The sequence below is a fragment of the Glutamicibacter sp. X7 genome (assembly GCF_054889245.1).
Genome location: NZ_CM142678.1, coordinates 1,271,332 through 1,296,395, shown reverse-complemented (window position 1 = coordinate 1,296,395; position 25,064 = coordinate 1,271,332). Strand labels below are relative to the sequence as shown.

23 protein-coding genes are annotated in these 25,064 nt (G+C 62.2%); 17 read left to right on the top strand and 6 right to left on the bottom strand.

The features are described from left to right. Window positions 1-5 precede the first annotated feature (5 nt). The 6 genes from ACYU0X_RS06325 to ACYU0X_RS06300 all read left to right on the top strand — a co-directional run bounded on the left by ACYU0X_RS06325 (window position 6) and on the right by ACYU0X_RS06300 (window position 3,610). On the top strand, window positions 6-545 hold the full coding sequence (locus tag ACYU0X_RS06325) for a hypothetical protein (RefSeq protein ID WP_418908917.1): 540 nt from the start codon (window positions 6-8) through the stop codon (window positions 543-545). A 77-nt stretch (window positions 546-622) separates the two neighbouring features. Further along, complete coding sequence (locus ACYU0X_RS06320; RefSeq protein WP_418908916.1) at window positions 623-1,225, top strand: hypothetical protein; 603 nt, start codon at window positions 623-625, stop codon at window positions 1,223-1,225. 80 nt (window positions 1,226-1,305) lie between these two features. Further along, window positions 1,306-1,683, top strand: a complete 378-nt coding sequence (locus ACYU0X_RS06315) for a recombinase family protein (RefSeq protein ID WP_418908915.1) — start codon at window positions 1,306-1,308, stop codon at window positions 1,681-1,683. A gap of 148 nt (window positions 1,684-1,831) precedes the next feature. Further along, the gene (locus ACYU0X_RS06310; RefSeq protein ID WP_461902455.1) at window positions 1,832-2,413 is read left to right on the top strand and encodes a recombinase family protein; all 582 of its coding nucleotides are present in this window, start codon (window positions 1,832-1,834) and stop codon (window positions 2,411-2,413) included. Window positions 2,414-2,535: 122 nt separating this feature from the next. Continuing rightward, entirely contained in the window at window positions 2,536-2,730 is a 195-nt protein-coding gene (locus ACYU0X_RS06305; RefSeq protein ID WP_418908913.1) for a hypothetical protein, read from the top strand. Window positions 2,731-3,031: 301 nt separating this feature from the next. Beyond that, a complete protein-coding gene (locus tag ACYU0X_RS06300) occupies window positions 3,032-3,610 on the top strand; it encodes a hypothetical protein (protein WP_418908912.1) in 579 nt (192 codons plus the stop codon). 40 nt (window positions 3,611-3,650) lie between these two features. On the opposite strand, the gene ACYU0X_RS06295 is transcribed toward ACYU0X_RS06300, so the two are convergent. The 4 genes from ACYU0X_RS06295 to ACYU0X_RS06280 form a co-directional block, all read right to left on the bottom strand. Beyond that, window positions 3,651-4,049 carry a hypothetical protein gene (locus ACYU0X_RS06295; protein WP_418908911.1) on the bottom strand — a complete coding sequence of 133 codons (399 nt, stop codon included), beginning with the start codon at window positions 4,047-4,049 and terminating at the stop codon, window positions 3,651-3,653. A 280-nt stretch (window positions 4,050-4,329) separates the two neighbouring features. Continuing rightward, window positions 4,330-5,307, bottom strand: a complete 978-nt coding sequence (locus tag ACYU0X_RS06290; protein ID WP_418908910.1) for a hypothetical protein — start codon at window positions 5,305-5,307, stop codon at window positions 4,330-4,332. A gap of 494 nt (window positions 5,308-5,801) precedes the next feature. Continuing rightward, the gene (locus ACYU0X_RS06285; RefSeq protein WP_418908909.1) at window positions 5,802-6,710 is read right to left on the bottom strand and encodes a hypothetical protein; all 909 of its coding nucleotides are present in this window, start codon (window positions 6,708-6,710) and stop codon (window positions 5,802-5,804) included. Beyond that, window positions 6,707-6,985: a helix-turn-helix domain-containing protein gene (locus ACYU0X_RS06280; RefSeq protein WP_418908908.1), complete on the bottom strand. Its 279-nt coding sequence runs from the start codon at window positions 6,983-6,985 to the stop codon at window positions 6,707-6,709. The genes ACYU0X_RS06285 and ACYU0X_RS06280 overlap by 4 nt, the downstream gene beginning before the upstream one ends. A gap of 196 nt (window positions 6,986-7,181) precedes the next feature. On the opposite strand from ACYU0X_RS06280, the gene ACYU0X_RS06275 reads away from it, so the two are divergent. The 8 genes from ACYU0X_RS06275 (at window position 7,182) to ACYU0X_RS06240 (ending at window position 16,978) form a co-directional block, all read left to right on the top strand. Then, window positions 7,182-7,406, top strand: a complete 225-nt coding sequence (locus ACYU0X_RS06275) for a helix-turn-helix domain-containing protein (protein WP_418908907.1) — start codon at window positions 7,182-7,184, stop codon at window positions 7,404-7,406. A 64-nt stretch (window positions 7,407-7,470) separates the two neighbouring features. Further along, on the top strand, window positions 7,471-8,403 hold the full coding sequence (locus tag ACYU0X_RS06270; RefSeq protein ID WP_461902454.1) for a hypothetical protein: 933 nt from the start codon (window positions 7,471-7,473) through the stop codon (window positions 8,401-8,403). Between the two features lie 371 nt (window positions 8,404-8,774). After that, window positions 8,775-10,343, top strand: a complete 1,569-nt coding sequence (locus tag ACYU0X_RS06265) for a class I SAM-dependent DNA methyltransferase (RefSeq protein ID WP_461902453.1) — start codon at window positions 8,775-8,777, stop codon at window positions 10,341-10,343. Continuing rightward, window positions 10,340-11,491, top strand: coding sequence for a restriction endonuclease subunit S (locus ACYU0X_RS06260; protein ID WP_400290662.1), 1,152 nt, complete (start codon window positions 10,340-10,342; stop codon window positions 11,489-11,491). Before ACYU0X_RS06265 ends, ACYU0X_RS06260 begins: the two co-directional genes overlap by 4 nt. A gap of 11 nt (window positions 11,492-11,502) precedes the next feature. Continuing rightward, complete coding sequence (locus ACYU0X_RS06255; protein ID WP_418908905.1) at window positions 11,503-12,294, top strand: abortive infection family protein; 792 nt, start codon at window positions 11,503-11,505, stop codon at window positions 12,292-12,294. Next, window positions 12,291-15,425 (top strand): type I restriction endonuclease subunit R, encoded by a 3,135-nt coding sequence (locus ACYU0X_RS06250; RefSeq protein WP_461902452.1) that lies wholly within the window; start codon window positions 12,291-12,293, stop codon window positions 15,423-15,425. The genes ACYU0X_RS06255 and ACYU0X_RS06250 overlap by 4 nt, the downstream gene beginning before the upstream one ends. A 109-nt stretch (window positions 15,426-15,534) precedes the next feature. Next, complete coding sequence (locus ACYU0X_RS06245; RefSeq protein WP_400290656.1) at window positions 15,535-16,464, top strand: hypothetical protein; 930 nt, start codon at window positions 15,535-15,537, stop codon at window positions 16,462-16,464. Window positions 16,465-16,468: 4 nt separating this feature from the next. Continuing rightward, window positions 16,469-16,978 carry a hypothetical protein gene (locus tag ACYU0X_RS06240; protein ID WP_400290654.1) on the top strand — a complete coding sequence of 170 codons (510 nt, stop codon included), beginning with the start codon at window positions 16,469-16,471 and terminating at the stop codon, window positions 16,976-16,978. Between the two features lie 290 nt (window positions 16,979-17,268). Here ACYU0X_RS06240 and ACYU0X_RS06235 read toward each other — a convergent pair whose 3' ends face one another. Further along, window positions 17,269-17,652, bottom strand: a complete 384-nt coding sequence (locus ACYU0X_RS06235) for a hypothetical protein (RefSeq protein WP_418908901.1) — start codon at window positions 17,650-17,652, stop codon at window positions 17,269-17,271. A 330-nt stretch (window positions 17,653-17,982) separates the two neighbouring features. On the opposite strand from ACYU0X_RS06235, the gene ACYU0X_RS06230 reads away from it, so the two are divergent. Further along, window positions 17,983-21,696 carry an FtsK/SpoIIIE domain-containing protein gene (locus ACYU0X_RS06230; protein WP_461902451.1) on the top strand — a complete coding sequence of 1,238 codons (3,714 nt, stop codon included), beginning with the start codon at window positions 17,983-17,985 and terminating at the stop codon, window positions 21,694-21,696. Here ACYU0X_RS06230 and ACYU0X_RS06225 read toward each other — a convergent pair. After that, window positions 21,599-22,003, bottom strand: coding sequence for a hypothetical protein (locus ACYU0X_RS06225; protein ID WP_418908899.1), 405 nt, complete (start codon window positions 22,001-22,003; stop codon window positions 21,599-21,601). The two genes, ACYU0X_RS06230 and ACYU0X_RS06225, sit on opposite strands and share 98 nt — an antisense overlap. 333 nt (window positions 22,004-22,336) lie before the next feature. On the opposite strand from ACYU0X_RS06225, the gene ACYU0X_RS06220 reads away from it, so the two are divergent. Together ACYU0X_RS06220 and ACYU0X_RS06215 are read left to right on the top strand one after the other, a co-directional pair. Next, window positions 22,337-22,585 (top strand): WhiB family transcriptional regulator, encoded by a 249-nt coding sequence (locus ACYU0X_RS06220; protein ID WP_047118688.1) that lies wholly within the window; start codon window positions 22,337-22,339, stop codon window positions 22,583-22,585. 189 nt (window positions 22,586-22,774) lie between these two features. Further along, window positions 22,775-24,982, top strand: a complete 2,208-nt coding sequence (locus ACYU0X_RS06215) for a Stk1 family PASTA domain-containing Ser/Thr kinase (protein ID WP_461902450.1) — start codon at window positions 22,775-22,777, stop codon at window positions 24,980-24,982. Window positions 24,983-25,064: the final 82 nt, after the last annotated feature.

Here is a 25,064-nt window from a genome sequence, read left to right as displayed (position 1 = left end):
GTCCGATGAGTGAACAGAACGTCAACATCAAGATCGACCGGGGTCCCGACAACCACGCGTGGACCGTCCTCGGCACCCTGCTCGCCTGCGGGGCCGTCGGCATGGCGGCCTGGGCGATCTCCAACGCCGGGATGCTGGACTTGGCCGCGACGGGCCTGACCGTCTTCTTCTTCCAGATGGTGCAGCTGATGGCGAAGGTCGGGCTCATCGTCCTGCCGGAGAAGAAGGGCGGCGACTTCGCCGCCACCTCGGGGAACATCAAGACCTTCCTGCGCGAGTTCCAGGAGTTCCAGGCCAAGAGCCCGATCTGGCGGCTGGCCGCCATGGCCCTGGCCTACACGGTCGCCTTCATGGTCGCCCGCTGGGGACTGAGCGTGGTGCTGGGCGTGTTCGACAACGTGTGGATCGCCGGGGCGGCCGCCGCGCTGGTCGCCTCGCTGATCGTGGCCCCCAACCTCTTCGGCGGACTGGCCGCGAAGCTGAAGTCGAAGAGCGGCGTCCAGGTGAGGACCCAGGCTTCCCCGGCCGACGCCGCAGAGAACTGACGGGCTACTCGTGCAGCTCCCCGGTCGCCGACCTGGCCATCGCGCTGAATCCCCTCCACGGAAAGGAATCCCCCATCATGACCACGAACAAGACCATCGGCACGGCTGCAGGCCTCGCCCTGGCGGCGCTCGCCCTGACCGGCTGCGTCGTCGTCGAGGCCGCGCCGATGGACGAAGCCCCGCCGCCGTCCCCCGTGACCAGCGCCCCGGAGCCACGGAACGGCAGCGCCTCCAGCGGTGCCGAGGACTCCGGGAGCACCGAGCTCGCCGAGAGCGCTTCTCCGAAGGCCGAGATCGTCGACCTGGCACCGGAGACCGGCACCGTCTACGTCGTCGCCAACCGCAGCGGCGGACTGCTCTCGCCGCCCAAGGTCGTCGGCCCCTGGCTGACCTACTGGCACATCGACGGCGAGAAGATCACCTACCAGGAAGTCCTCTGCACCGGGCAGGTCGTCACCGAAGCGAGCGGCCAGCTGGGCGACGAGCAGGTCCTCTGGGACGGCGTCGACCCCTGGATCGGAGACGCCGACAGCGAGACCAGCTCCATGAAGAAGACGGAGTCGACGATCCGCGTCGGCTTCACCGAGACCGCGGACACCGACGTCGCGGCAGCCAAGGACGAGTTCACCGCGCTGTGCTCGGACGCCGGCGAGACCGTGGCCAACTTCGCCGTCGGCTGAAGCACATCCCAGACCCGAACATCCCACCGTCCCTTGCACGCCTCGCAGAAGCGGGACGGCTCCCGAAGAAAGGAAGCACCATGCGCTACGGATACACCAGGACGAATGAGAACGACGGACAGCACGATGCCCTCCAGCGCCAGGCGCTGGTCGACGACGGCGTGGACGAGCGGTGCATCCGCTCCGACCACTCCCCTGGCGGCAGCAGGATCAAGGACCGTCCCGGCTGGTCGGAGCTGGACGCCCGGCTGGTCGAGGGCGACGAGGTCGTCGTCGTGAGCCTCGACTGCCTCGGCCGGTCGCTGAAGGACGTCGCCTCGGTGGTGGGAGACCTGCTGGAACGCGGCGTGAGGATCCGTTCGATCGAGGCCGACCAGGACTCCTTGAATGATCAGTGGCTGCCCAAGCTCATGCTCATGGCGGCCTTCGCCGCGATCGAGGCCGACCGGGCCGGGTAGACGAAACGGACCTGCGCCAGCGGGGCCGGCCCAATGAACGATCGTCCAATTGGGTATACCCCGAAGGACACAACGCAGATAGACCGCAGCAACGTCCAACGAGGTCGGTTCTGCACGCATTCGACACAAGTGAAGAGGAGTTCTAAAGATGGTTGGACACAAGGGACAGGTGGTCGGGTACGTGCGCGTCAGCGCTGCCGACCAGAACGACGCACGGCAGCTCGAAGCCATCGGAGAGGTCGATCGGCTGTTCGCAGAGAAGGCCTCCGGGAAGAGCGCCGGCGACCGGGAGAGGCTCCAGGAGATGATCGCCTACGTGCGCGACGGCGACGTCGTCCGGGTGAAGTCGCCCGACCGGCTGGCGCGTTCGACCCGGGACCTGCTCGGCCTGGTCGAGCAGCTGGCGGCCAAGGGCGTCGCCGTCGAGTTCGTGGACAACCCGGCGCTGAACACGAATACGCCGCAGGGCGAGTTCATGCTCACGATCCTCGCCGCGGTCGCCCAGTTGGAGCGCGCGACGATCCGGGAACGCCAGGCCGAGGGCATCGCCATCGCCAAGGCCAGGGGCGTGTACGAGCGCGAGCCGAAGCTCACCGACGGGCAACTGTTCACCGCACGGGAGCTCATTGCCCGCAGCGTCCCCAAGGCGGCGGTGGCCCGGGAGCTCGGCGTCAGCCGGCAGACCCTGTACACCGCGCTGAACGGGGACGGAGCGTACTCCGAGGAATGAGGCAGGCTGGGCTCCCTGGGCTTGGCCCTGCCTCTTACCAGTTCCCCACGCCAGGGTGCTGGCATAGGATTGGACCCACGGACGTCGAGAAGATGAGCGCAGCGCTCCCCTGGATGCAGGACTTGCCAGCAGCCCTTCGGGAGGCCTGCGCGAAGGATATCGCCGATGCGGCCGCGGCGGCATCGGCTCACGGCGACCCCGGACTCGCGAACGCTGAGCTCATCTCGTGGCGCGAGACCGCGGCGGCCCTGGCCGACGGGCTGGGCAGCTCACCGGTTGAGTGGCTCAAGGAAGCCGCTCCCGTCGAACGGCCATAGAGCTGAGTTCAGGCATCGGCCAACTCATCCTTTCGACAAGGATTTCAACGCATCCACAGACTAGATTATGCAACGAATCACATGCCACAGAAACTCGTATTCTCCAGCTCTTGCAAACGGTACATTTTTTAAGTGATGATGGTTACGTCAGATAAAGTCCCTACAGAATAGAACCCAGACAAGCACGGGTTCATTTTTTATTTAAGCACGCTTCTACCCAGTGGCAGAGGTGTGCCGTTTTTGCGTTAAGAGAGCTTAGGCTCTCTTTTTTTGTGCCCAAAACCAGCTAAGGAGGAATCCCATGGATGCTTCAGATTTCGCAGATCGTCTCATCGTCGCCATCGACGACGCGCACACTCTCATCAACGGCGGTTCGGTAGACGCCGATGAATTGATCATTGAAGGGCAGGAACTGGCCCGCGCATCCAGCCAAGGTACGGGCACCCGTGTTGAAGTGCACCGCCTCGCCGCCCTGATGATAATCAGTATCGCCAAAGCAAAGATCAGCGTCGAGCGGAGCACCGAGTGGCATGCCTGCCTGAACCTGTGCCGTCGCTCCAGTAGCGACCTGCGAAGGTTGCAGCCCTACGATTGCCCAGCGATTCGAAAGCTGTGGGCGATCGGCCACAAAGCCGATGAGATGGCTGTCATGAGCGCACGAGCCCGGTCGCCGCGGAAATCCGCACGCCAGTCGGCGCGACCATTGCAGAACCGTCCCTTCGCCGAACTCCTGGCGGGGTACGGAAATCGGCTGGTAGAGGCGGAACATGCGCCAGCAAGGACCGAAGCGACCAAGACCTCTCGAATTCTGACTGGACCCGCTTCCGAAAAGCAGTACTTCAGCGCCAGCGAGTATTGGCCCAACACTGGTCCCAAGTAAGCGCGAAAGCGGTGCTGTGATGCGGAGGTCCCTAACGCGATTATTCTGCGCTACGGAGGCTTCCAGCAGACGCTGACTCAGCGTCCAAGCGCCTCTGGAATCCTTCCTCGGTCTCGTGGAGGTCGACGGTGAGCTCAATGTGGCTGCCATGAGCTTCATCGAACTGGATGGCATCTATGACGACGTCGACGACCGCGCGCGCATGGCTGAACCGGTCGTCCGTGATGTTCCAGGGGATTTCGGGCAGGAACCCCTCGGCAGCCCCCGACTCGATCCAGGACATGGCAGCGTCGTCGAGCTCGTCACTCGACATCGCGGCGATCTGTTCCGCAGTCATGTGGTCGAGGGCTTCACTGATCAGGACGCTCGCGTCGATCTGCTGTCCTGAACGCTGGCTGTTGTAGGGCCCTTGGGCCTTCAGGTCGAGGCTGTCGCTCATTCTTCTCTCCGTCTGCTGTTCGGACCGCCGAAGTAGCCGCCCAGATCAACCCTATGGTGACAGGTCCGTAGATTGTCAAAGTTCCGTATTGAACCATCTGTGGGCGAGGTCCAGATGACGTCGGGCGAAGGGCGATGATCATGTGGGCCGGCGAAAGGTTTCCAGATGGTCACAGATAGAGTCGCGCAGCTCAAGGCGTTGACGATCACAGGCGCTCAAGCACATTTCGAGAATTGATTCTCCCCGCGCGGACAGGTCGAGACGAACAACGATGCGCGCTTCAGACAGTACGGTGCCCTTGTTGATCAAGCTCTGTAAGCGCGCGCGACGGATTCGCAATCAGGTCGAATAAGCCGATTGTCCGGCAAGCCCATTGCGCAGGTGAATCTCCTTCGTCGAAAGTCACGGTCGACTCGAACAGACGCCGAAGATTAATTGGCAAACTGGCGGCCAGTGCCGCACCGAGGCTACGGGCGACGGACGCTCTTTGGGACGACGGGCGCATAAAACGACCAAACTTCCCGGAAGCTGGAACGAGCACGTCGGAAGCATTCTCAAGTGCGACGACTGCTTCGTTCGCCCAATCGTCGGCCTGGCACGCATCTGGAAGAGGTACGACCAAGCGCTGGACTCCTGCGATTGCTCCTCGCCCCAATGCGAGAGACAACCCGCCCGGATCCTCGTGGTAGTTCAGATAGCGGGCAACGTCAACACCTGGCGGGCACACCTCTTCGAGGACGACGTCGCCGACCAAATTGCTGGGGTCAATGAGCCAGTCTTCTCGTACGGTTACCGACGGTTTCAGGTGCACGCGATACAAGTAGAATTGACTACCCCTGTCTCCCTGGTCGCGCATCCGTCGCAGCATGTTGTGAACCGCAGCCTCGTAGGTTCCGACGTGGAGAGCCTTGGCACGCTGTCGCTCTGCCCACGCAGCGACTCGCTCATCGCCACCCATCCTGGCGCGGGTATCCGCCGTCAAGCCAATTGTCGGGTCGTAATCGGTGGCCGGCCAATCCGGCTGAGTGCTGGTGTGGTACCAGTTGAACTTAGCCACCTTGTCGTCGACTAGTGCGAAGTCTCGCGGATCGATGGACACACGGGGTGCGTCTTCATGCTCACAAGTCAGGCCGCAGCCAGGGCACCGCTCGTCGCTTTGCACCCAGCGGTCGATCCAGTCAAGGCTGGCGAGGAACTGGTTCCGACAACTATTGCAGAGCATATTTCGGTCGCGCGCGAAATCGATCAGTCTTTCCATGGCTCTATTATCCGTGAGCACTAATCACCCCGATTCCAGGACTCTACCGGACTCGCAAAGAGAACCAACGACTGCAGTCCTACGCAGATCAACCTCTTCCAATGGCCATAGTCCAGAAGCAAGAGCAGCTCAGTCGACAGCAATATAACGCATCTGGCCCACGAACGCTTCTGGGCTCGGCAGGCTGAATATCCGCGTCCCAACGCAAGAGCGATGCGGCACTCGCTCGTTGCACGGTGGCGATGGTGATCCCGAACAAGTGGCTCCAGATGCGTTGGAGGTGCATGCCGCACGCGTCGGCCCCGTGCATAGCCGCACACTTGGTGGCCGGCCTGTCTGAAAACAAGCCACAATTATCCGGGACAAAGCTATAGCCCCGGGAGTCCTGGCCACGAATGGCCCGAATAGTCACCGGGGCGTTACACCGTACAGTCTACGAAACACAGCTGAAACGGTCAAAGATGGTTGCAAGCATTCAGCGAGCCTGGCAAACGTCACTGGCGTGATGCGCGACCAAGCTGCTCGCGTAGCTGCGCTGCTTCCTCCTCGATCATGGCCAGCCGCCGCTCTGCCTTTTCGCGGGCGGCGGTGGCCCGTTTATCTGCTGCCTTCTTCACGTCCGTCCTCGGCACCAGCCACCCGATTCGCTGGTAACCGGTGATGCGCTGAGCGTACCGGCACACGAGGCACCGCCTCTCGGGCTCGGGCTTGGGCCAGCGCTGGTCGAGCATCCTGAGCGTGTGGTCGCGCTCAGGTCCTTCCTCCGGCCAGGCTTCGTCGCCCAGGACCGACCAGAGCGCCTCGAACTCGCCGCGCATCTCCGACGCCCGCTGCTCGGAGACCAGCGTGGGCCCCTTCTCGGGCTTCCATTCGACGCTAGTCGGGACATGTTCGTCGAAGTGCCCGCAGGCCAAGCGGACACGCCAGAAGGCCGAGGAATGGGGCTCCGGGCGTCTGGCAATGGCCCAGTACTCCGGATCCTCATCGTCAGGACATTCCTCGGGGTCGGCCGGGAACTCTTTGACACTGCTGTCGATCCATTCGACGATGTCCCGGTACATTTCCTCGACGTCGCCGTGGTCGTTCGAGCACCAGCACTCGCCGAGCGGCAGGGGGCGGCCCGAGAGCACGTCGTGCCAGGACCTGCTGTCCGGAAAATCGTCCTTCCCGTTGGTCAGCACCTCGCGGGTGCAGCCGCACTCGAGCTGGATGCGCCAACGGTGCATTTCCTCGGTCTTCGGCAAGATGACGGGCCACAGCGCCGAATGGTACCTTCGCTTCAGTTCCGCCACGGATTCCTCGAAATCCGCCATCACCTGCGCACGAGGACGCGCACGACCCGGGACGCGCGTCAGCAAAGTGCCGGCGGAAGAAGCATCCTGGCCGTCTTTAGGCTCGTTCATGATTCCCCCTCGACACCTTGTGATTCGCTGGTCCGCGACCTGTCGCCCATCTCGATCAGATCTAGGAGCGAGATGTCCAGGGCATCGGCTGCGGCGACGGCTTCGTCGAGGCGCGGAGCGCGCGTCCCCTCCTCGAATCGCTGCACCAGCGTCGGCTCTATGGGGCCGCCGAGGAACAGCGTGATCCTGCGCGACAGATCCGTTCTCGAAACGCCGGCTCGCCGCCGCACCTCGCGCAGGCGCTGTGCGAAGACATCGCTGGGCAACTGCCTCATGGTCGCGCTCCTCCCGTAGTCCGTGGACGCGGCGCTTGTTCCCATGACTGCGGGAACGCCGTGCCGCAGGACTGCTCGAATTCCTTCAGCCCTCGGTACGCATTCGTGATCGAAATCATCGCACTCCCATCCAATGGTTCAACGATGTGACTCATAGTCCGTGGATCTATTGTCATCGTAGCGAAAACGTGGACGTATGGATATTCCCGAGCATCGCCGCGCGTTCGGCGAGCGGGTCAAGCAGCTGCGAAAAGAGAAGGGCTGGACCTCCCAGGAAGCCTTCGCGCACCACATTGACCTGGACAGGACCTACGTCAGCGGCGTCGAGCGCGGCGTGCGGAATCCGACCCTTGACGTTATCGTCAAGCTCGCACATGGCCTGGGCGTCAAGCCTGCCGAACTGCTGTCCACGCTCGACTGACCGCACCTGGAAATAAACGTCGACCGGCGGGAAGGGAAGGCAGCAAGCCCGGTATATTCGGTGCATGACATCACAAGGGACTACTGCCAAACCCGGCGAATACTGGGTGTATCGCCATCGCGATGCGAGCCCCTCCGAACGGATCCTGATCAATTCCGTCGACTACACGAAGTCAAAACCCAAGATGCTGGTGACATTCAATGATGGACGCCAGGAAACGGTCCCAGGCAACCGGATCCGCGTCCCGTGGTCCGACGTTGATGCCTATGATCGCCTCCAAGAAGCATGGTCTAGGATCCGTCGGGAGGATTCACTGGATGACGTGGAACGCGACTGCATCAATCAGGTCTTCGATCTGCTTGTCCCAACGGAAGTAGCAGAACTTGGCTGGCGGCCAATCAATGACACAACGAATGTTAAAGACCAGGAAATATTCAGCACCATGCTGGGCCTGGATCTCGGCAAGTACGCTGAGCACTACTCCTCAGTTCATGTCGACGGTGCATTCGTCCTGTCCCCACAGGCTTCGGCAGCCATCGCCGAGCGCCTCTGCGGAACCAATCCAACGGCGATACTCGACATGGTGTTCAAGGAAGAAGAAGAATCGTGGCTCAAGTGCAAGTACGGAAGCCAGAAGACGCCGATCCTCGACATTGACGACGGACGGCGATCGCCAGAAGAAGAATACGACTGGTACCTGAAGTACGACCGCCCACGGCATGAACTTCTGCGCCAGTGGTGCGGGTACCGAGCGATAACGTCCCACGAACGAATGAAGGCTGCCGAAGCAGAAACCCATCGACTCGAATTGCTGCTGGAAGAGACGTTCAAACGACTCGAACAGCACATGCCTCAGCTAGAAGTCGACCTACTTCGAATTAACAATAATAAAGAGCGCATCACCCCGTACAACGTGCGACCACGTCCAGATCGCCCACTGTCACCTTCTGAGATTCCTGAAAGGATCGTGTATCGCACGCGCCGTCAGTGGTGGTAAGCCCCGGATGGAAAACGGTAGCACTACTGGTTCACCACTGGTTCCTGTTCAATCCGTGGTTTCTGGTGTCCAACGCCCGTTTGAAGTGGCTCTCAGACTCATCGACCCTCACTCACGGCATGGCCTCCGACGAGTTAGTATCTCTGATACCTTTGCCTTAGATCGAAGAGAGGCAAGCAAGCGCCCAAGCAGCCATGCACTAACGACATGGCAAACTTAAGCCCAGTCAACCGACCTTGCTTCGCACCTTCGGTCTGCCTGCGGCGCGCCCTCTACCTTGAAGTACTAAGATGTCCCTTGTGCTCGCTATCCTGAGATGGAGCTGAAAATTGCAGACGGAGGCGCGTTTCTCGCGCGAAGGAGTACGAAATATGGCGCGACGGGCCGCAAAGGCGAAGCCAACGAAGACACTCGAACAGACTCTGTGGGATGCCGCAGACAAGCTCCGCGGCAACCAGGAGCCCAGCGAGTACAAGCACGTCGTGCTGGGACTGGTTTTCCTCAAGTACGTCTCCGACCGGTTCGAGGAGCGCCGCGAGCAGCTCAACCATGAGCTGGCCGCCGAGGGCATCAAGCCCGAGAGGATCGAGTCGTTCCTGGAGGATCGGGACGAGTACGCAAGCCAGAACGTCTTCTGGGTACCGTCCCTCGCGCGCTGGGGCTACGTGCAGTCGGTGGCGAAGCAGCCGGAGATCGGCCAGCAGATCGACCAGGCGATGGACCTCATCGAGAAGGAGAACCCCTCCCTGCGTGGTGTCCTCCCACGCAACTACGGCCGGGACGGGCTCGACAAACGCCGCCTCGGTGAGCTGGTCGATCTCATCGGATCGATCGGCTTCACCGAGACCGACGATCACGGCGCAGACGACGTGCTCGGTCGTGTGTACGAGTACTTCCTTGGCCAGTTCGCAGGTAAAGAGACCGGCAAGGACGCCGGGGCCTTCTACACGCCGCGCTCCGTAGTCAAGACACTTGTCGAGATGTTGGAGCCCTACAAGGGCCGCGTCTACGACCCCGCCGCGGGCTCGGGCGGCATGTTCGTCCAGTCGGCAGAGTTCGTGAAGGCCCACGGCGGCAAGCGCACCGACATCTCCGTGTATGGCCAGGAGTTCACCGACACAACGTGGAAGCTCGCAAAGATGAACCTCGCGCTGCGGGGCATCGAAGCTGACATGGGCTCGCACTCGGCGGACTCGTTCACCGAGGATTTGCATCAGGATCTCCGCGCTGACTACGTGATCGCGAACCCGCCGTTCAACGTCTCTGACTGGTGGGATGCGAAGCTCGCCGACGATCCCCGATGGAAGTACGGGACGCCGCCGAAAGGCAACGCGAACTTCGCGTGGGTCCAGCACTTCATCCACCATCTCGCCCCCAACGGCACGGCGGGCTTCGTGCTCGCCAACGGGTCGTTGTCCTCGAAGAGCAGCGGTGAAGGCGAGATCCGTCGCAAGCTCGTCGAGGCAGGGTTGGTCGACTGCATCGTCGCCATGCCAGACAAGCTGTTCTTCAACACCGGCATCCCGGTCGCTCTGTGGTTCGTCTCGAAGGGACGTGCTGGGAACGGGCACCGCGAGCGGCGTGACGAGGTGCTGTTCATCGACGCGCGCAAGCTCGGCCGGATGGAGTCACGCAAGCTCCGTGTGCTCGACGATGACGACGTCGAGAAGATCGCAGGCACATACCACCAGTGGCGCAACCACGACGGCGAGTACGAAAACGTGGCGGGGTTTGCGAAGGCCGCGAAGATCGATGAGATCGAAAAGCATGACTTCGTGCTAACACCCGGACGGTACGTGGGCGCTGCGGAAGCGGAGATCGACAACGAACCGATCGATGAAAAGATTGAACGCCTCACGACAGAGCTGTTCGCTGAGTTCGAGCGTGGGCGCGAGCTTGAGAATGAGGTTCGCCGGCGGCTCAGTGGGTTGCAACTGTGACGCGCATAGCTGATGTCGTCGAGCTGACCTTCGGCTTCGCATTCAAGAGCGCAGAATTCGCTGACGGACCAGACGATGTCCGTCTCTTACGGGGCGATAACGTCGCGCAGGGGAATCTAAAGTGGGCCGGAGCGAAGAGGTTCCCCCTAGATCGAGTCAATGAAGTCGATCGATACTTATTGTCGCCTGGCGATGTTGTTATAGCGATGGATCGTCCCTGGATTGGTGCTGGGTTGAAGTACGCGGTTGTCCGCAAACACGATCTCCCCTCGCTCCTCGTCCAACGGGTTGCGCGCCTCCGGACGAAGAGCGATTCTCTCGACCAAGGATTCTTAGGCGTGGTCATCGGTAGCGCGGCTTTCACTAACTATGTGATCGGCGTTCAGACCGGTTCTGCTGTGCCCCATATCAGCGGCGGTCAGATCGGAGATTTTGAGTTCACTTTGCCACCGATCCGAGAGCAGCGCGCGATTGCCGCGACGCTCGGCGCGCTTGACGATAAGATCGAGTCGAACCGGAGGCTCATAGAGCTGATCCCGAGCCTCGTTCGTGCGCGCGTTGACGTGGCTATCGCTGACGAGTCAGTAACGATACCCGTCTCAGACCTCGCGACCTTCACCAACGGCGGCGCGTACACGAAGGGGGCAACAGGGACGGGCCGCATGGTGATCCGGATTGCGGAGCTCAACTCCGGCCCCGGCGGCTCAACTGTGTACAACGACATCGAAGTCCCCGATAACAAGACCGCGCGGGCTGGCGATATTTTGATGGCATGGTCCGGGTCGTTGGGGGTGTACCGCTGGTATAGGGATGAGGCGATCATCAACCAGCACATCTTCAAAGTCGATCCTGACGGGTATCCAGCATGGTTGGTGTTCGATCGACTCGAGGCGGTCATGCCGGTGTTCCGGGCGCTCGCCGCCGATAAGGCGACGACGATGGGACACATCCAGAGAGGGCATCTCACATCAACGACGGCTTCACTGCCGACTACCGCCGCGATCGCCCGCCTCGACGAGGAAATCGCACCGCTCTGGGAACGCCTGCTCCTAGCCGAACGAGAGAACCAGCGGCTCTCGCGACTGCGCGACGCCCTGTTGCCAGAATTGCTCTCCGGTCGCCTACGTACACCAGCTGAGGCGTCATGAGTAGATCAATCTTGAGTTCCACGGATCTTCGTATCGTTGAGCAAGTCCTCGATATGGGTAGTGGCTACGTACTCGACTTCAGTAACCGTACTTTCGCGGAGTTCTTTGCTGATCTCGATGTTGAGATTGAGCCGGAAGAGACAGGTCTCTCGAAAGCCAAGCGCTTACGGGCTTTCCTCCGTTCTGCGTCAACGGCAGAATGTGCGCGTGTTCTCCATGCACTTCTCGAATACAGAGGCGAGCAAGACGGAGACGATCAACGTGCCTCGATCGACAAGTATCGCGGGATCGTCTCGCGACTGGAAGGCGTAGCCGTTCCACTGAACGCCGCGCCAGTCGCCCCGAATATCCTCACCCTGGCATATGTCCGTGAGCTGTCCGATAAGGCGGAACGCCGGCTCGCAGCCGCAGATCTCGAAGGGGCGATCACGGTGTCGCGCACCTTGGTTGAGGCGGTACTGGAGCAGCTGGAGATTCGTTTGACGGGCCAGAGCGGGAACTATGCCGGAGACCTTCAACGTCAGTACAAGGCGGTCGCGAAGATTCTTCGGATCGATGACAAGGACGACCAGGTCGACGAAGGGTTCAAGCAGATCGCACGAGGCCTGGTCCAGATCGTCAACGGTCTGGCAGCGATCCGAAACATGGCGAGTGACGGGCATGCGCGTCATGTGCAGCCACAGGATCGACATGCCCGAGTGGCGGTGAACTCGGCGAAGACTGTCGCGAGTTTCCTCGTCGAAGTCTATCTGGCGAAGCGCACTGGACCAACGTCGCCTGCCACAGTGAGGAGTGCCGGATGAGCACCTTCAACGAGAACGTCGTCGAACTGGCCGCTCTGGAGTACTTCGCCGAGCTGGGCTACCGACGTGTGCACGGCCCTGAGATCGCTCCGGGAGAGTCTGGCGCTGAGCGGGAGTCGTACGAGGACGTCATGTTGTGGGGTCGGCTGCATGACGCGCTTCGGCGGATTAATCCTGGTGCGGACGCCGCGCTTGTCGCAGAGGCTGTGAAGACGGTTCAGCGTGCCGAGTCACAGAGCCCTATCGACGAGAACGCTCGCCTGCACAAGCTCATCACGGAGGGTGTGCCGGTCGAGCATCGCGGCGACGATGGTCTGCTGCGCACAACGCGCTTGTGGCTCGTGGACTTCGACGAGCCGGAGAACAACGACTGGGTGGCTGTCAACCAGTTCACGATCGTCGAGAACGGTAAGAACCGCCGCCCCGACGTACTCGTGATGGTCAATGGGCTCCCGTTGGCTCTGCTGGAGCTGAAGAACCCCGCTGCGGAGCACGCAACGCTGAAGTCGGCGTGGAACCAGGTGCAGACGTACCGACATGACATTCCGTCGGTGTTCGTACCGAACGCGGTGACGGTGATCTCCGACGGAACCTCGGCGGCGATGAGCAGCTACTCGGGCGCATTCGAGCACTACGCGCCGTGGAAGACCATCGAGGGTCGTGAGGTCGTCGGCAATCGGCCAGCACTTGAGGTCCTCATCAAGGGTGTGTTCGAGCCGAAGCGGTTCCTGGACCTGCTGAAGAACTTTGTCGTGTTCAGTGACGAGACGGTCACCGACAAGTCGACGGGGCAGCCGACCCGGGCGCTAGTGAAGCGTGTGGCGAAGTACCACCAATACTGGGCGGTCAACGCTGCAGTCGAGTCGACGGTGCAAGCGTCAAGTCCTGACGGGGACCGTCGCGGCGGCGTGGTGTGGCACACCCAGGGCTCCGGAAAAAGCTTCGAGATGGTGTTCTACGCCGCGAAGATCATGCGAGACCCGCGCATGGCTAACCCGACGCTGGTGTTCATCACTGATCGCAACGATCTTGACGATCAGCTTTTCGGCGAGACTTTCGCCCCCGCGCGCATCCTGCCGGAGACGCCAGTACAGGCGGCAACGCGCTCGGATCTGCGAGCGAAGCTGAAGCGCGCTTCGGGCGGGATTGTGTTCACCACCTTGCAGAAGTTCGCGCCGGGCGAGGACGGGGACGCCAATCCCGTGCTCACTGACCGTCGGAATGTCATCGTGATCGCCGACGAGGCGCACAGGAGTCAGTACGGCTTCAGTGAGACGCTCGACCGCCACGGTCGACTCAAGTCCGGGCTGGCCAAGCACATGCGCGACGCGCTCCCTGGTGCCACGTACCTCGGTTTCACCGGCACTCCGATCGAGTCGAACGACAAGTCCACCCGGGCTGTGTTCGGCGACTACCTCGACGTGTACGACCTCACAAGGGCAGTGGAGGATGGCGCGACTGTCCGGATCTTCTACGAGTCCAGGTTGGCGAAGATCGACCTGTCGGAAGCTGACCTCGCTGCCCTCGACGACCTTGCCGATGAGATCACCGAGTCCGTCGAGGAAGACACAGCAACAGCTGCGAAGTCACGTTGGTCGCGGCTTGAGGCGGTCGTCGGAGCGGAGGCACGACTTGACCTCGTTGCCCGCGACATCGTGGAGCACTGGGAGAAGCGCCGGGAGTCTCTGTTCGGCAAGGGCATGATCGTGACCATGAGTCGCCGGATCGCCGTGCGGCTGTACGAGAAGATCGTCGCACTGCGGCCCGACTGGCACTCGGATGACCCGGCGCAGGGCAAGATCAAGGTCGTCATGACCGGGTCAGCATCTGATCCTGCTGATTTCCAGTCGCACATCCACTCGAAGGACGTGCGCAAGGACCTCAAGCTGCGGGCGAAGAACGCGGACGACCCGCTGGAACTGGTCATCGTTCGCGATATGTGGCTGACCGGATTCGATGCCCCGTCGATGCACACGATGTACGTCGACAAGACCATGCAGGGCGCGGGACTCATGCAGGCCATCGCTCGGGTCAACAGGACGTTCCGCGACAAGCCCGGCGGTCTGATCGTCGACTACATCGGAGTGTTCGCGAACCTCCAGAACGCGCTGAGCGAATACTCGCCGTCCGATCGCGACCAGGCTGGCGTGCCAATCGACGAGATGGTCCAGGTGATGCTGGAGAAGCACGACATCGTGCGCGGACTTCTCCACGGAGTCCAGTTCAACTCGTCCCCGGAGCTGACAGCCTCCAAGCGGTTGAACGAGTACGCGAAGGTCCTCGACTTTGTCATGGCGGACCCAGACCGGACCTCGCGGTTCAATGACCAGGTGCTGGCTCTGGCGAAGGCGTTCGCGCTGGCGGGCTCGCGTGATGAGGCAGCCGCGATCCGGAACGATGTCCGGCTGTTCACGGACGTCCGAGCAGCGATCCTGAAGATCCAGAACCCCGACTCTGGCCGAGGCGGTTCGGGCGCGGTCGAGATCGATACAGCGCTCGGTCAGCTTCTCAACGAGGCGGTCACTGCAGATCAGGTCGTGGACGTGTACAAGCTCGCCGGGATCGAGACGCCTGAGATCTCGATCCTCAGCGATGAGTTCCTCGATTCGCTTGCAGAGAAGGACAAGCCAAACCTTCAGATGGGGCTGCTGCGGCGTCTCCTGAACGACCAGATCCGTACGGTGCAGCGAACGAACGTCGTCCAGGGGCGCAAGTACTCGGAGATGCTCGATGAGGCCGTGAATCGCTACACGAACCGGTCGTTGACGACCGCTGAAATCATCGCCGAGCTGGTGAAGCTCGCGAAGCAGATGCGCGACGCTCAGAGGCGGCACGAGGAGCTCGGACTGCGCGAAGACGAGGTCGCTTTCTATGACGCGGTCGTGCAGAACGACTCTGCGGTGATGGAGCTGGGCGACGAGACACTCAAGGCGATCGCTCAAGAGCTCGTGAAGTCTGTCAGGCAATCAGCAACGATCGACTGGAACCTGAAGGAATCTGTGCTGGCTGCGATGCGCTCCAAGGTCCGTCGCATCCTCGCCAAGTACGACTACCCACCTGATGCGGAGGCTAAGGCAATCGAGCTAGTGCTGGAGCAAGCGGAAATGTTCGCTGGCGGAGTGTCAGGGTAGGAGGTGTGTGGATGTCGATCAAAGTAATGCTGGGCTATTCAGCGCGCAATGGTCGTGCTGGGGGCGTGCTTTGCGTTCGTCCCTCACTCACGTCATCGAGGAGGAATCTATGGGCCGTCGCGTCCTAACCGTGTCGGAGCTGACGTTCCACCAGAAGTTCAAGCGGAACGCTGCTAGCTTCGCGCCCGCCGACCTCGACGGTGAAGACCTTCTGGATGTCTTCGCGTCGTGGGCTGAGGGGTTGACAACCGCTGACACACACAATGAGAAGCGGCAAACCTGGGTGAGCGTTGCGGAAGTGGTGCGTTACGCACCTCGCGTGATCATGCTCGACTTGCGGGTGGGAGCCTACGGAGAGCCCGGGGATCTCGTTGATATCAGTACCGGCGACCCTGTCGGCCAGATCGAAGATCACCAGGCACCCACCGGAGAGAACCGGGCGATGCTGTTCGTGCCGGAGCTTGGGGAACGAGCGCACTTTCTCTCCGAGGAGTCTTCGCGGGGTTCGGCAGGCGGCAGAATCTTGAGTCTGTTCAAGAAGTATTTTAGCCAATACACCGATCAGATCACCATGGTCACTGCCCCGGTCACCGAGGGCGAGACATGGCGAGAGGCAGCCAAACTCACAGAGGTCGAGGTGCGCGTTACCGGCAAGAGCGCGGACGTGGCGGACGGCCTGACGGTCAAGGTCGGGCGGGTGTCGCACGTCGCGCGGCCGGAGAGACGCGGGTTCTTCCCAGGCAAGCTCCTAGGAGAACTGCACCATGCAAGCGTGGCGGCCGAGGTAGTCGCAGTCGAAGAGTTGCCCGAGGATCACGACGTTTTCGTTACGATGGTGCGGGACGGACGGGCAAAGAAGTTCCAGCTGGGCTCAGAGGGAGCACCCGCAATCCGCGAAGTGCTCAACGACTCCAACGAGGCGGCTCTTGACGTCGACCAGCTGATGGAGACGTGCACCGAGAAGGTACGCGACCTGCTTGCACGGACTGGCGGCGAATGGGACGCGGCATGGAGCCGGCCGCCACAGCAAGGGAGTTGACGAGATGGGCAAAGCGTCCCTGTGGAACGTGCCTGCCGATCACTTCCGCACGCTCTACGACAACCGCACGGGGCGTCCCGACTGGTGGGCCATCACCTGGCAAGCACTCCTTCCCCTCGGTGCTGGTGCGGCCGCCTGGAAGCTCGGGGCGAAGATGGTCGAGGTCGGTGCTGCCGTTTCGGGCATCTCGATCGTGGCCGGGCTACTCTTCGCCATGGCCGTATTCCTGTTCCAGCTGCGCGTCACCCTGGGCACGGACAAGAGGCTCGGAGACGACGATTACGTGCTCGTCGACGAGTGCATGGCGAACACTCTGTGGGCCATCCTCTGGGGTCTCGCCCTGGCGCTCTTCCTCATCGTCGGTGATGCCGGGAAGTGGATCGGGGACTACCAGATAGGACCCGTCCTGACGGGCATGGCCGTGGCCGCAACTGTGCACTTTCTCCTCGTGATCGGTATGTGCCTCAAGCGGTTGCGCAGGGCATACGAGCGCATCGCGATGCGTCGCAGTTGATGCCCAGCGCACGACTGACGTAGACGTCCCTAGCCTTCGCAGGCGCATATCGCCTCGCGGATTGCCACCCCTCATGACTCGCACAACGAATCCCCACGAACTGCATAGCCCAACTAGGACTGCGATGAACTCTACATCTTGAAGGGTGGTCGGTACTTATGTTCCAGGTAGGTGTTGAGAGGTTAACCGCGACGGAAATCGTCGACAATGATTCGTCGCAAAACCAGTATGGAGTAGGTTTCAGATAGGATCCCCGCCGAACAGCTATGAGGCCCGTTCGAAACACTTACCTAGCAACTTTTCAGCACTGGCCCAGGCGTGGTTACTCCAAATGCATTACTGCAATGACTAGTTATCATCGCAAATCGAATTGAAATTTGCTTTGGGAGTAGTTTTCCAGATCGCGACGGGGCGTTGATCCAGATTTCCTCCACGGATGGATCGTTCAACAAGGGCTGCAGCGGGCCGAATCCGGCAATATTGTCGTGAATTTGTCTACGCGCCGCGGCTAACGACGGCAACGGTGGCACCGCACCCAACACGGCCCGCTCGTCGTAATCGGCAACCGCTTCGTCGATCAGCTTCGACAACGCGGTGGTGTCTTGCGCGGGGTCGATCCCCCGCCGACGCACCATTTCGCGTACGTCGCTTTCAATTGATCCCAGTGGGTCCATGATCTCGTCCTTGAGCCGGACACTACGGCGTTTCCCGACTTCGGCGGGATCTACCAAGGCCGCCAGGCCAAGGCCAGCATTCTCGCCCCTGCGTTGGGCGACGGGTTCGTTCTTGAACGGAATGCTAATGGGGCGCCCCGGTGGAAACAAGAGCGAAAAAGCGATTGTGCATAACCCCGTAGTGCTATCCACAGACGGCGCCGAGCGCCCCTTGACCTGCACGAATACCCTCCAGTCTGGGGTGGACGACGCATGCAAATATGACGTGGAGGACTGCCGACGGTGATTAGTTACGAACTGCTTTTGGCCCACAGTAAAAGCTCTGTCAGCGTGCGCCAATTCAATCTCACGGTGACCGAGGCGCTCGATGGGCCGGGGCTGGCACGACTGCTGGAAAGCCACTACGGACCGGTGCGCTGGTACCTCGGCGCGCAACGTTTAGCTCAATTGGAACGCCTTGACCCGCAGCGGCCGCTACTCCTTAGCGACGTGCCTAGCCTCGAACCGGTGGCAGATTCTCAACCGTTAAGCACCTTGGAGCTCTTTGTGGCCGACGGAATCGATGCCGGCGCGGCGCTCACCTTGCGGCCCGGGCGCTATATTCTGGGTCGCGCGGGCGCGCTGGGGCTACGCGACTCAACGGTGGCCCGGCAGCATGCGGAACTCGTCGTCACTCATCTGGAACTCCGGGTGAATGCCCGGCCCGGTTGTGAGCTACAGGTCGCCGAGTCTGACGGGGACTTTCGTCCTGTCATGCAGGCGGTGTTGCGGCGCGGCATGCGGCTCAAACTGGGCCACACCATCTTGCATGTCGACGATCCCATCGCGCTGTCTGACCCGGCGGTCACTGCGCGTTCGCGGGTGGGCGCGGCCCCGGCGAAACCCGACAGTAAACGGGCATTGTCGTATTTAGCGGCCGCAATAGTTCCGCTGATCAGTGGTCTACTGCTTGCCACGCTCACCGGATCGCTGATTTTTCTGGCGCTCTGCGGTGTCTCGGCGCTGATGGGGATCGTCCCGGCCCTCGGGCTGCTACAAGCGCGCCGAAAATTCCGTCGCGAACTACGCCATTACCTGACCGCCTTGCAAGTACATCGGCAGCATCGAGCAGAGCCGGTGGGCGTGGTGGCACGCGCCGGGCTGGCACGGCGCAGGCTCGGTCTCTCCTGTGGTGCTGCTCCGGTATTACGTTGGGGCACCGGCCGTTTTGCGCCCTACCAGGCCGAACCCGCCGATGAGAGCTCGTCGTCGGCCCGGCGACGTCGCGAAAAGGCACGGGCCCTACGGCTAGATATTGACTCACCCATCTTTACGGTGATGCGGCCGGGAACCTGGCAACTGGTCGGCGAGCGCGATGAGCCCTGCGCCGAATTACTCGCCGCCCTCATCGCCGGAATGCTGCCAGAACTCACCGGCGGCCGGCTACGGTTGGTCCTCGAACCGGCACTGGGCATGTTGCCCTCGAACCTCTTATTACTGCCAGGGGTGAGCACCGGTTATATTCCCGCAGCTTCGGCTCAGAAGCCTCAACCCGGGGATACCGTGCGCACTGTCTATGTGGGCACGCGACTGCAGCCGGCCCCGGAGGCATCGCTCGTGCTCTACGTGGGAGATCCAACTGTGCGCACCGAGTACTGGGTCGATGTGCATGGGGCGGGCGCCAACCTCGCCGAGGCCGGGGCCCACTTGCAGACTCTGGCACGACTTTGTCCCACGCGGCTCTCGCGCCTTGTCGACGAATATCTTCGACTTGAGCTGCGCGATAGCCCACGGTCGCTTGCTCGGCCAGGCTCGTCCGCGCATCCCGCGCCCTCCGCGGCGGAGTGTGTGATCGGCAGCGCACCGCAGGGTGCCGAAGTGACATTGGATCTGCTGGCCGATGGCCCACATTTCTTGCTCTGCGGCACGACGGGATCCGGCAAGTCGGAGGCGCTACGCCGGATCGTAGTAGCTCTCTGTTCTAATCATTCGCCCGAAGAGTTGGCACTCATCCTCGTAGATTTCAAGGGCGGTGCCGGACTGGGTCCGCTGGCCGGGCTACCGCAGGTGCAATTGGCATGCTCGGATTTGGATGAAGCGGCGGCGCAGCGCCTACTCGGGCAGCTTGAAGCGGAGGTTCTGCGCCGCGAACGGCTTTTCGCGGCAGCCGGGTGTAGCGATATCGCCGACTATCAACGGGTGGGCGCGACTCCAGCGGTTCCGCGGCTGCTAGTTGTGATCGACGAGTTCCGCGTTTTCATCGAGTCGCTGCCAGCTGCCACGGCTCGCGTGGAACGGCTCGCGACCGTGGGTCGCGCGTTGGGCGTACAGCTACTACTGAGCACCCAGCGCCCCGGAGGTACGCTCACCGGTCAGGCCCGCGCGAATATCGCCACGGTCATCGCGCTGCGTGTCACCCAGGCGGCCGAGTCCATGGAACTGCTTGGCAGTGCACGCGCCGCCGAACTCACCGAACCGGGACAAGCGGTGATCAAGCGGGGCTCGGGGGCGGTCACCGAGTTCTGCTTCCATCGAGCAGTGCCCGGTGCGGCCCACGGCTGGCTGGCCGAGCGGCAGGTCATGGGTTTCGCCCTAGCACCGGCCCGGCCGGTGGGCCACCTCGATGACGAACGCACCCTGCAAGAGGCGCTCGCCGAACGCGTGGCCGAGCTCGCGCAACACGCCACGACCCTCCCCACGAACCCATTTGCCGCGCCCCTTCCGGAAGCCCAAGAGGTGCATCAGGTCGCCCAACGCATGGGCCTGGCCGACCCCGGCATGCTCGGCCTGGTTGATGACATTCCCGGTGGCACGCTTCGGGCATTGATCTTGGACCGGCAACGAACCCCGAGCTTGCTGGTCAGCGGCCTGCCCCAGGCCGGCGGCGCGATGCTCAGCCAGTTGCTCCTCGCCTCGGAGCGCCACGTGGTGCTGTTCGGCGCGCTACCCTCCGGCTTCCCGGCGTCCCCCGGCCTGATCCATGCCGACGGCGATGATCCGTATCATTTCGAGGACGTTCTAGAAATGGTGCGTGATGCGCCGGATCAGCAGGAGAGCATCGTGCTGGTGCGCTACCCCGCCGACCTGCAGCAGCGCATGCCTCCACGCCGGTTCGAACGGCTCGACGAGACCCTGTGCATGCTGTTGCGTACGAGTCAGGGAACCCAGAAGCAAGTCGTGATCATGGCCGATCGTGACCAGTCGTGCCTCAAAGCCTGTTCAATGTGTGCCGAGCAGTGGTATTTCCCGCTCGATGCACCACAGTCCCTCCGGATGCTCTGGCCGCAACTACCACCGGTCGGAGAGAGCGAAGGGCGCGGGATACGGGTACGCGCCGGACTGCAGGAAGAATTTCAACTTTGCGCGCCCGAACCACGCCGTGCCGATCAGCTCTCGGACGTTGCGCACAGGCAGGACCCCGTGCCGGTGTTCGGCGGTGGCGCCTTCGACCTCGGGGTCAGTGGATTTCAACCGCGCACCCTCGCCTTGGTACCCGAACCGTTGTCGGTGGTGCTGGTTGCCCGTTCAGCGCTGAGGGCTCGGGTGGCCCAGGAGTTGTGCCGGCTATGGGGTGTCGACTTGCTTACCGGGGCAACGGAACTGTCGTCCCGGTGCACGCCCGAGACCGACATGCAAAACTCGTCGGTCTACGGTGTGCTCTTCGATTCGACGGCTCCGGCTGCGGTGGCTACATCGATACAACAGGCGCTGGCATGTGGTCTTCGGCTGGTTCTCTTTGTGCCTCCGGGGGTGCGCCTACCCTATGAGCTTGGCCTCGGCGCCGGATTCGACGAACGGACCGTGGCGGTGGTCGAACCGTTGCACTCCATGGATGTCCAGCCGCTGAGTTGGGCACCGCTCTCGCCCCGGTCTGCATCTGAGCGCCACACAGACCGAACCCCCGTGCGCGCGCTGGCCCTCGTCGAGAGGGAACCGCGCTTGGTTCGGCTACCGATAGCCGACGGGCCTAACGCTGTGGACGGTCCCCCAGATAGGCCGTCGTCGCCGGAGCAAAAAGCAGGATCAGGGCGCCACCGGCGATCAACAATGCCACCAACGCAATGACGAACATCGAGGTCTGCAAGTAGGTGACGGCCATAATGACCTGGAAAAGTTGCCAAACAATAATGGCCGCCCGCGTCCACGCTCTGCCGCGGAAAAAGTTCACGGCTACGCTCAACTGCCAGGCGGCAGCACCCACGCACAGGACGAGCATGAAAATGCGGCCGCCAAAGTTCAGCTGTCCTGCATCGCCAAGATGCATAAGGTAGTACACGGCGTAGCCAAGCACGGCGAGAGCTTCGATGAGCACCAGTGCGGCCACCACCATTACGGTGGCGGGACGGGTGGCAGGTGTCTGTGTGTTCGTCACGGGATTCACAGTACTTTTGGCCCTGTGACAAACTCAAACTAGATGGGGACTAGGCAAATGTCGCGGGAGCTGGTACGCCGTATCCGATGTGACAAAGCACTCAGCCCATGGGCTATTTTTCGCCGTATTCACCCTTGTTTACTTCCACGTAACATGAAAACCTTATGAGGTTGGTTCAGCCGGGCGTTCACCGTCGGCGGCCAGCCATTACGGAGGCCTTCCCGTATACCCCCATTTTTCGCACTGCGCTCGGCCGTTGATATGCCCCGGGTGCTGGGTGGGAACGGATCAGACGGCCCAGAATGTACAGAATTTCAAGGAGCATCATTAAGCATGGATTGGCGTAGCCGCGCAGCGTGTCTGGACAAGGACCCTGAACTGTTCTTCCCGGTGGGCAACACCGGTCCGGCATTGCTGCAGATCGAGGAAGCCAAGAGCGTTTGCCGTCGATGCGAAGTTACCGAGACCTGCCTGCAGTGGGCCATTGAGTCCGGTCAGGATGCCGGTGTATGGGGCGGCATGAGCGAGGACGAGCGTCGCGCACTCAAGCGTCGCGCCGCACGCGCTCGTCGCGCGTCCTAGTCGCCAGCATCGCGCCTCATCGGCCGCTTTTCACTATCCGCCAGAGCGTGATCTCTGGCGGATAGTGCTTTAAAGCCGAAGTTTCGGTCCGCGGCTGGGTATCGTATTAACTAGTACCCCTGTTCGAAAGGAGCCATTGGTGACGTTGGCCGCTCCCCATCCTGCCCTTGGCGCCGGTGCGCGCCACCGATGAGTCAGTCCCGCCCCGACCCGCTCGTTGGCCGCGTTCTCGATGAGCGCTATCGCATCGACACGCAGATCGCCTCCGGTGGCATGTCGTCCATTTACCGCGGCATCGATCTGCGGTTGCATCGCTCCGTAGCGGTTAAGGTCCTGCACACCAACTACGCCAGCGAATCCACCGTGCGCCAGCGGTTTGAATCCGAAGCGATCATTGCCGCCAATATTGTGCATCCGAACGTGGTCTCCATCCGTGACCACGCGGTTTCCGGCTCCATGGTGTACCTGGTGATGGAGTACGTACGCGGGCGGAATCTGGCCGAAGTCATTGCCGAGCGCGGGCGCTTCACACCCCGTCAGACGCTGAGCGTGCTCGAGAAGGTCTGCCGCGGGCTAGCCGCCGCACATGAGCAGGGCATCGTCCACCGCGACATGAAGCCGGCCAACGTCTTGCTGGCCGATACCGGCGAGGTCAAGCTCATCGATTTCGGCCTGGCCCGCGAGGCCAGTGCGCACACCCAGTCGGCAACTCTGGTGGCGACCTTGTCGCATGTCTCCCCCGAGCTGGTCGCCGGCTCCCCCGCCGATGCGCGTAGCGACATCTACGCCGTCGGCATCATGATTTACCAGATGCTTACCGGTGCCCTGCCCTACGCGAATACCTCGGCCGCCGCACTGATGAAGCACCACCTAGATTCACCGATGCCGCTCCCTTCGGAGTTGGTCCCGGAGTTGGCGCCGGATCTCGATGAGCTGGTGCGCTACTGCACCGAAAAGGACCCGGAAAACCGTCCGCAGCATGCCGGGTTCCTGCTCGATGACATCGCGCAGATCAACGCGACGCTTAGCGACGAGCAGTTGGATCTCGGGGCCGATGAATTAGGTAGCGTTGCCGATCTGACGCCCTACGCCACCTCGATGCCGACCTCGGTGCAACAACGTCTGGACGAGTGGCAGCGGTACCGCGAGGAACAGCGTGACCCGTGGTGGTTGCAGCCGCATCCCGCCTCGGGTAACGAGTCCGATGACGCCGGGGCTGAGGATTCTGATTCCTCCGACGCGCTCACCACCGTGCTTTCGGATGGGAGCCACGACGCGGCCACCGAGGTTATCGGCGCCGACCAACAGCACACCACGGTGATTCCATCCTCCGAGGAACCCAACGCGTCAGAGTCCACCAGCGTAATGCCGCGCGAAGCACACGGACAGTCGAACTCCTCGTCGGCTACGCCGGAATCCCCGGCGCGGCAAAGCAAGGCGGCAGCCAAGCGCGAGGCGAAAGCCTGGAAGAAGTCCGCGCAGGTTCCAACGCACCGACTGCAGGCTCCGGCCTCGGCTGGCCGAAAGGTGTGGATCAGCCTATTGCTGGTGCTTAGCCTCGCGCTGGTCGCCGGTGCGGCGTGGTTCTTCGGTCGCGGTCCGGGCACCGTGCTGCGCATTCCGTCATTGACCGGAATGCTGCAAACACAGGCCGTCGCCCAGCTCGACGAGGCCGGAATTCCGGTGCGCGTGCAGGAGGTGTACGACGACTCCGTGGCGGTAGGTCGCGTAGTTGCCACCTCCCCCGATGGCGGCGAGAATATTATGCGCTTTCAGGGGGTGGCGCTAGAGATCTCCCGGGGTCCGGAGCTCTTCGCCGTGCCCGAACTACAGGGAATGACCCAGGATGCGGGCCGCGACAAGCTCAAGGAGCTTGGCATGACTCAGCTATCCGAACGTAGCGAGCATTCCGAGACCGTGCCGGCAGGGCAGATTATTTCCACGCAGCCGGAAGCCGGGACCCAGGTCCCGCGCAAGCGTGAAATCACACTGGTGGTCTCCGACGGTCCCCCACCGGTGCCGGTTCCCGAGGTGGTCGGGCTCAGTGAACAGGAAGCCCGCGAGAAGCTCACCGCGCAGGGCCTCGAGCCCACGCGTGGAGAGGACCGCTATTCCTCGGAGGTTCCCGCCGGTCAGGTGGCCGAGCAGAGCCCCGCCACCGGTGAACTGGACCGCGGACAGAGCGTGACGCTGCACCTGTCCAAGGGCCCCGAGTATGTGCAGGTGCCCCGAGTGACCGGCATGGAGGTCGACGAGGCGGTACGCACCCTGGAAGACGCCGGGTTTACGGTCAAGACGCGCAGTGTCCTTGGCGGCATGAGCCACCAGGTACATATGCAAACCCCGATGGGTTCCACCGCGATCAAGGGTAGTGAAATTACGCTGTACACCCTGTAAGGCGCGGAACGAATTGCAGTACGCATAGCAAAGGTCCGGGTGGACCGGCCATTTGGCCAGTCCACCCGGACCTTTGCGCACC

Bases quoted from the DNA above. Each gene is read 5' to 3' on its own strand.
- ACYU0X_RS06325 (WP_418908917.1), top strand. From the start codon at position 6: ATGAGTGAACAGAACGTCAACATCAAGATCGACCGGGGTCCCGACAAC.
- ACYU0X_RS06320 (WP_418908916.1), top strand. From the start codon at position 623: ATGACCACGAACAAGACCATCGGCACGGCTGCAGGCCTCGCCCTGGCG.
- ACYU0X_RS06315 (WP_418908915.1), top strand. From the start codon at position 1,306: ATGCGCTACGGATACACCAGGACGAATGAGAACGACGGACAGCACGAT.
- ACYU0X_RS06310 (WP_461902455.1), top strand. From the start codon at position 1,832: ATGGTTGGACACAAGGGACAGGTGGTCGGGTACGTGCGCGTCAGCGCT.
- ACYU0X_RS06300 (WP_418908912.1), top strand. From the start codon at position 3,032: ATGGATGCTTCAGATTTCGCAGATCGTCTCATCGTCGCCATCGACGAC.
- ACYU0X_RS06295 (WP_418908911.1), bottom strand. From the start codon at position 4,049: ATGAGCGACAGCCTCGACCTGAAGGCCCAAGGGCCCTACAACAGCCAG.
- ACYU0X_RS06290 (WP_418908910.1), bottom strand. From the start codon at position 5,307: ATGGAAAGACTGATCGATTTCGCGCGCGACCGAAATATGCTCTGCAAT.
- ACYU0X_RS06285 (WP_418908909.1), bottom strand. From the start codon at position 6,710: ATGAACGAGCCTAAAGACGGCCAGGATGCTTCTTCCGCCGGCACTTTG.
- ACYU0X_RS06280 (WP_418908908.1), bottom strand. From the start codon at position 6,985: ATGAGGCAGTTGCCCAGCGATGTCTTCGCACAGCGCCTGCGCGAGGTG.
- ACYU0X_RS06275 (WP_418908907.1), top strand. From the start codon at position 7,182: ATGGATATTCCCGAGCATCGCCGCGCGTTCGGCGAGCGGGTCAAGCAG.
- ACYU0X_RS06270 (WP_461902454.1), top strand. From the start codon at position 7,471: ATGACATCACAAGGGACTACTGCCAAACCCGGCGAATACTGGGTGTAT.
- ACYU0X_RS06265 (WP_461902453.1), top strand. From the start codon at position 8,775: ATGGCGCGACGGGCCGCAAAGGCGAAGCCAACGAAGACACTCGAACAG.
- ACYU0X_RS06250 (WP_461902452.1), top strand. From the start codon at position 12,291: ATGAGCACCTTCAACGAGAACGTCGTCGAACTGGCCGCTCTGGAGTAC.
- ACYU0X_RS06245 (WP_400290656.1), top strand. From the start codon at position 15,535: ATGGGCCGTCGCGTCCTAACCGTGTCGGAGCTGACGTTCCACCAGAAG.
- ACYU0X_RS06240 (WP_400290654.1), top strand. From the start codon at position 16,469: ATGGGCAAAGCGTCCCTGTGGAACGTGCCTGCCGATCACTTCCGCACG.
- ACYU0X_RS06235 (WP_418908901.1), bottom strand. From the start codon at position 17,652: ATGGACCCACTGGGATCAATTGAAAGCGACGTACGCGAAATGGTGCGT.
- ACYU0X_RS06220 (WP_047118688.1), top strand. From the start codon at position 22,337: ATGGATTGGCGTAGCCGCGCAGCGTGTCTGGACAAGGACCCTGAACTG.
- ACYU0X_RS06215 (WP_461902450.1), top strand. From the start codon at position 22,775: ATGAGTCAGTCCCGCCCCGACCCGCTCGTTGGCCGCGTTCTCGATGAG.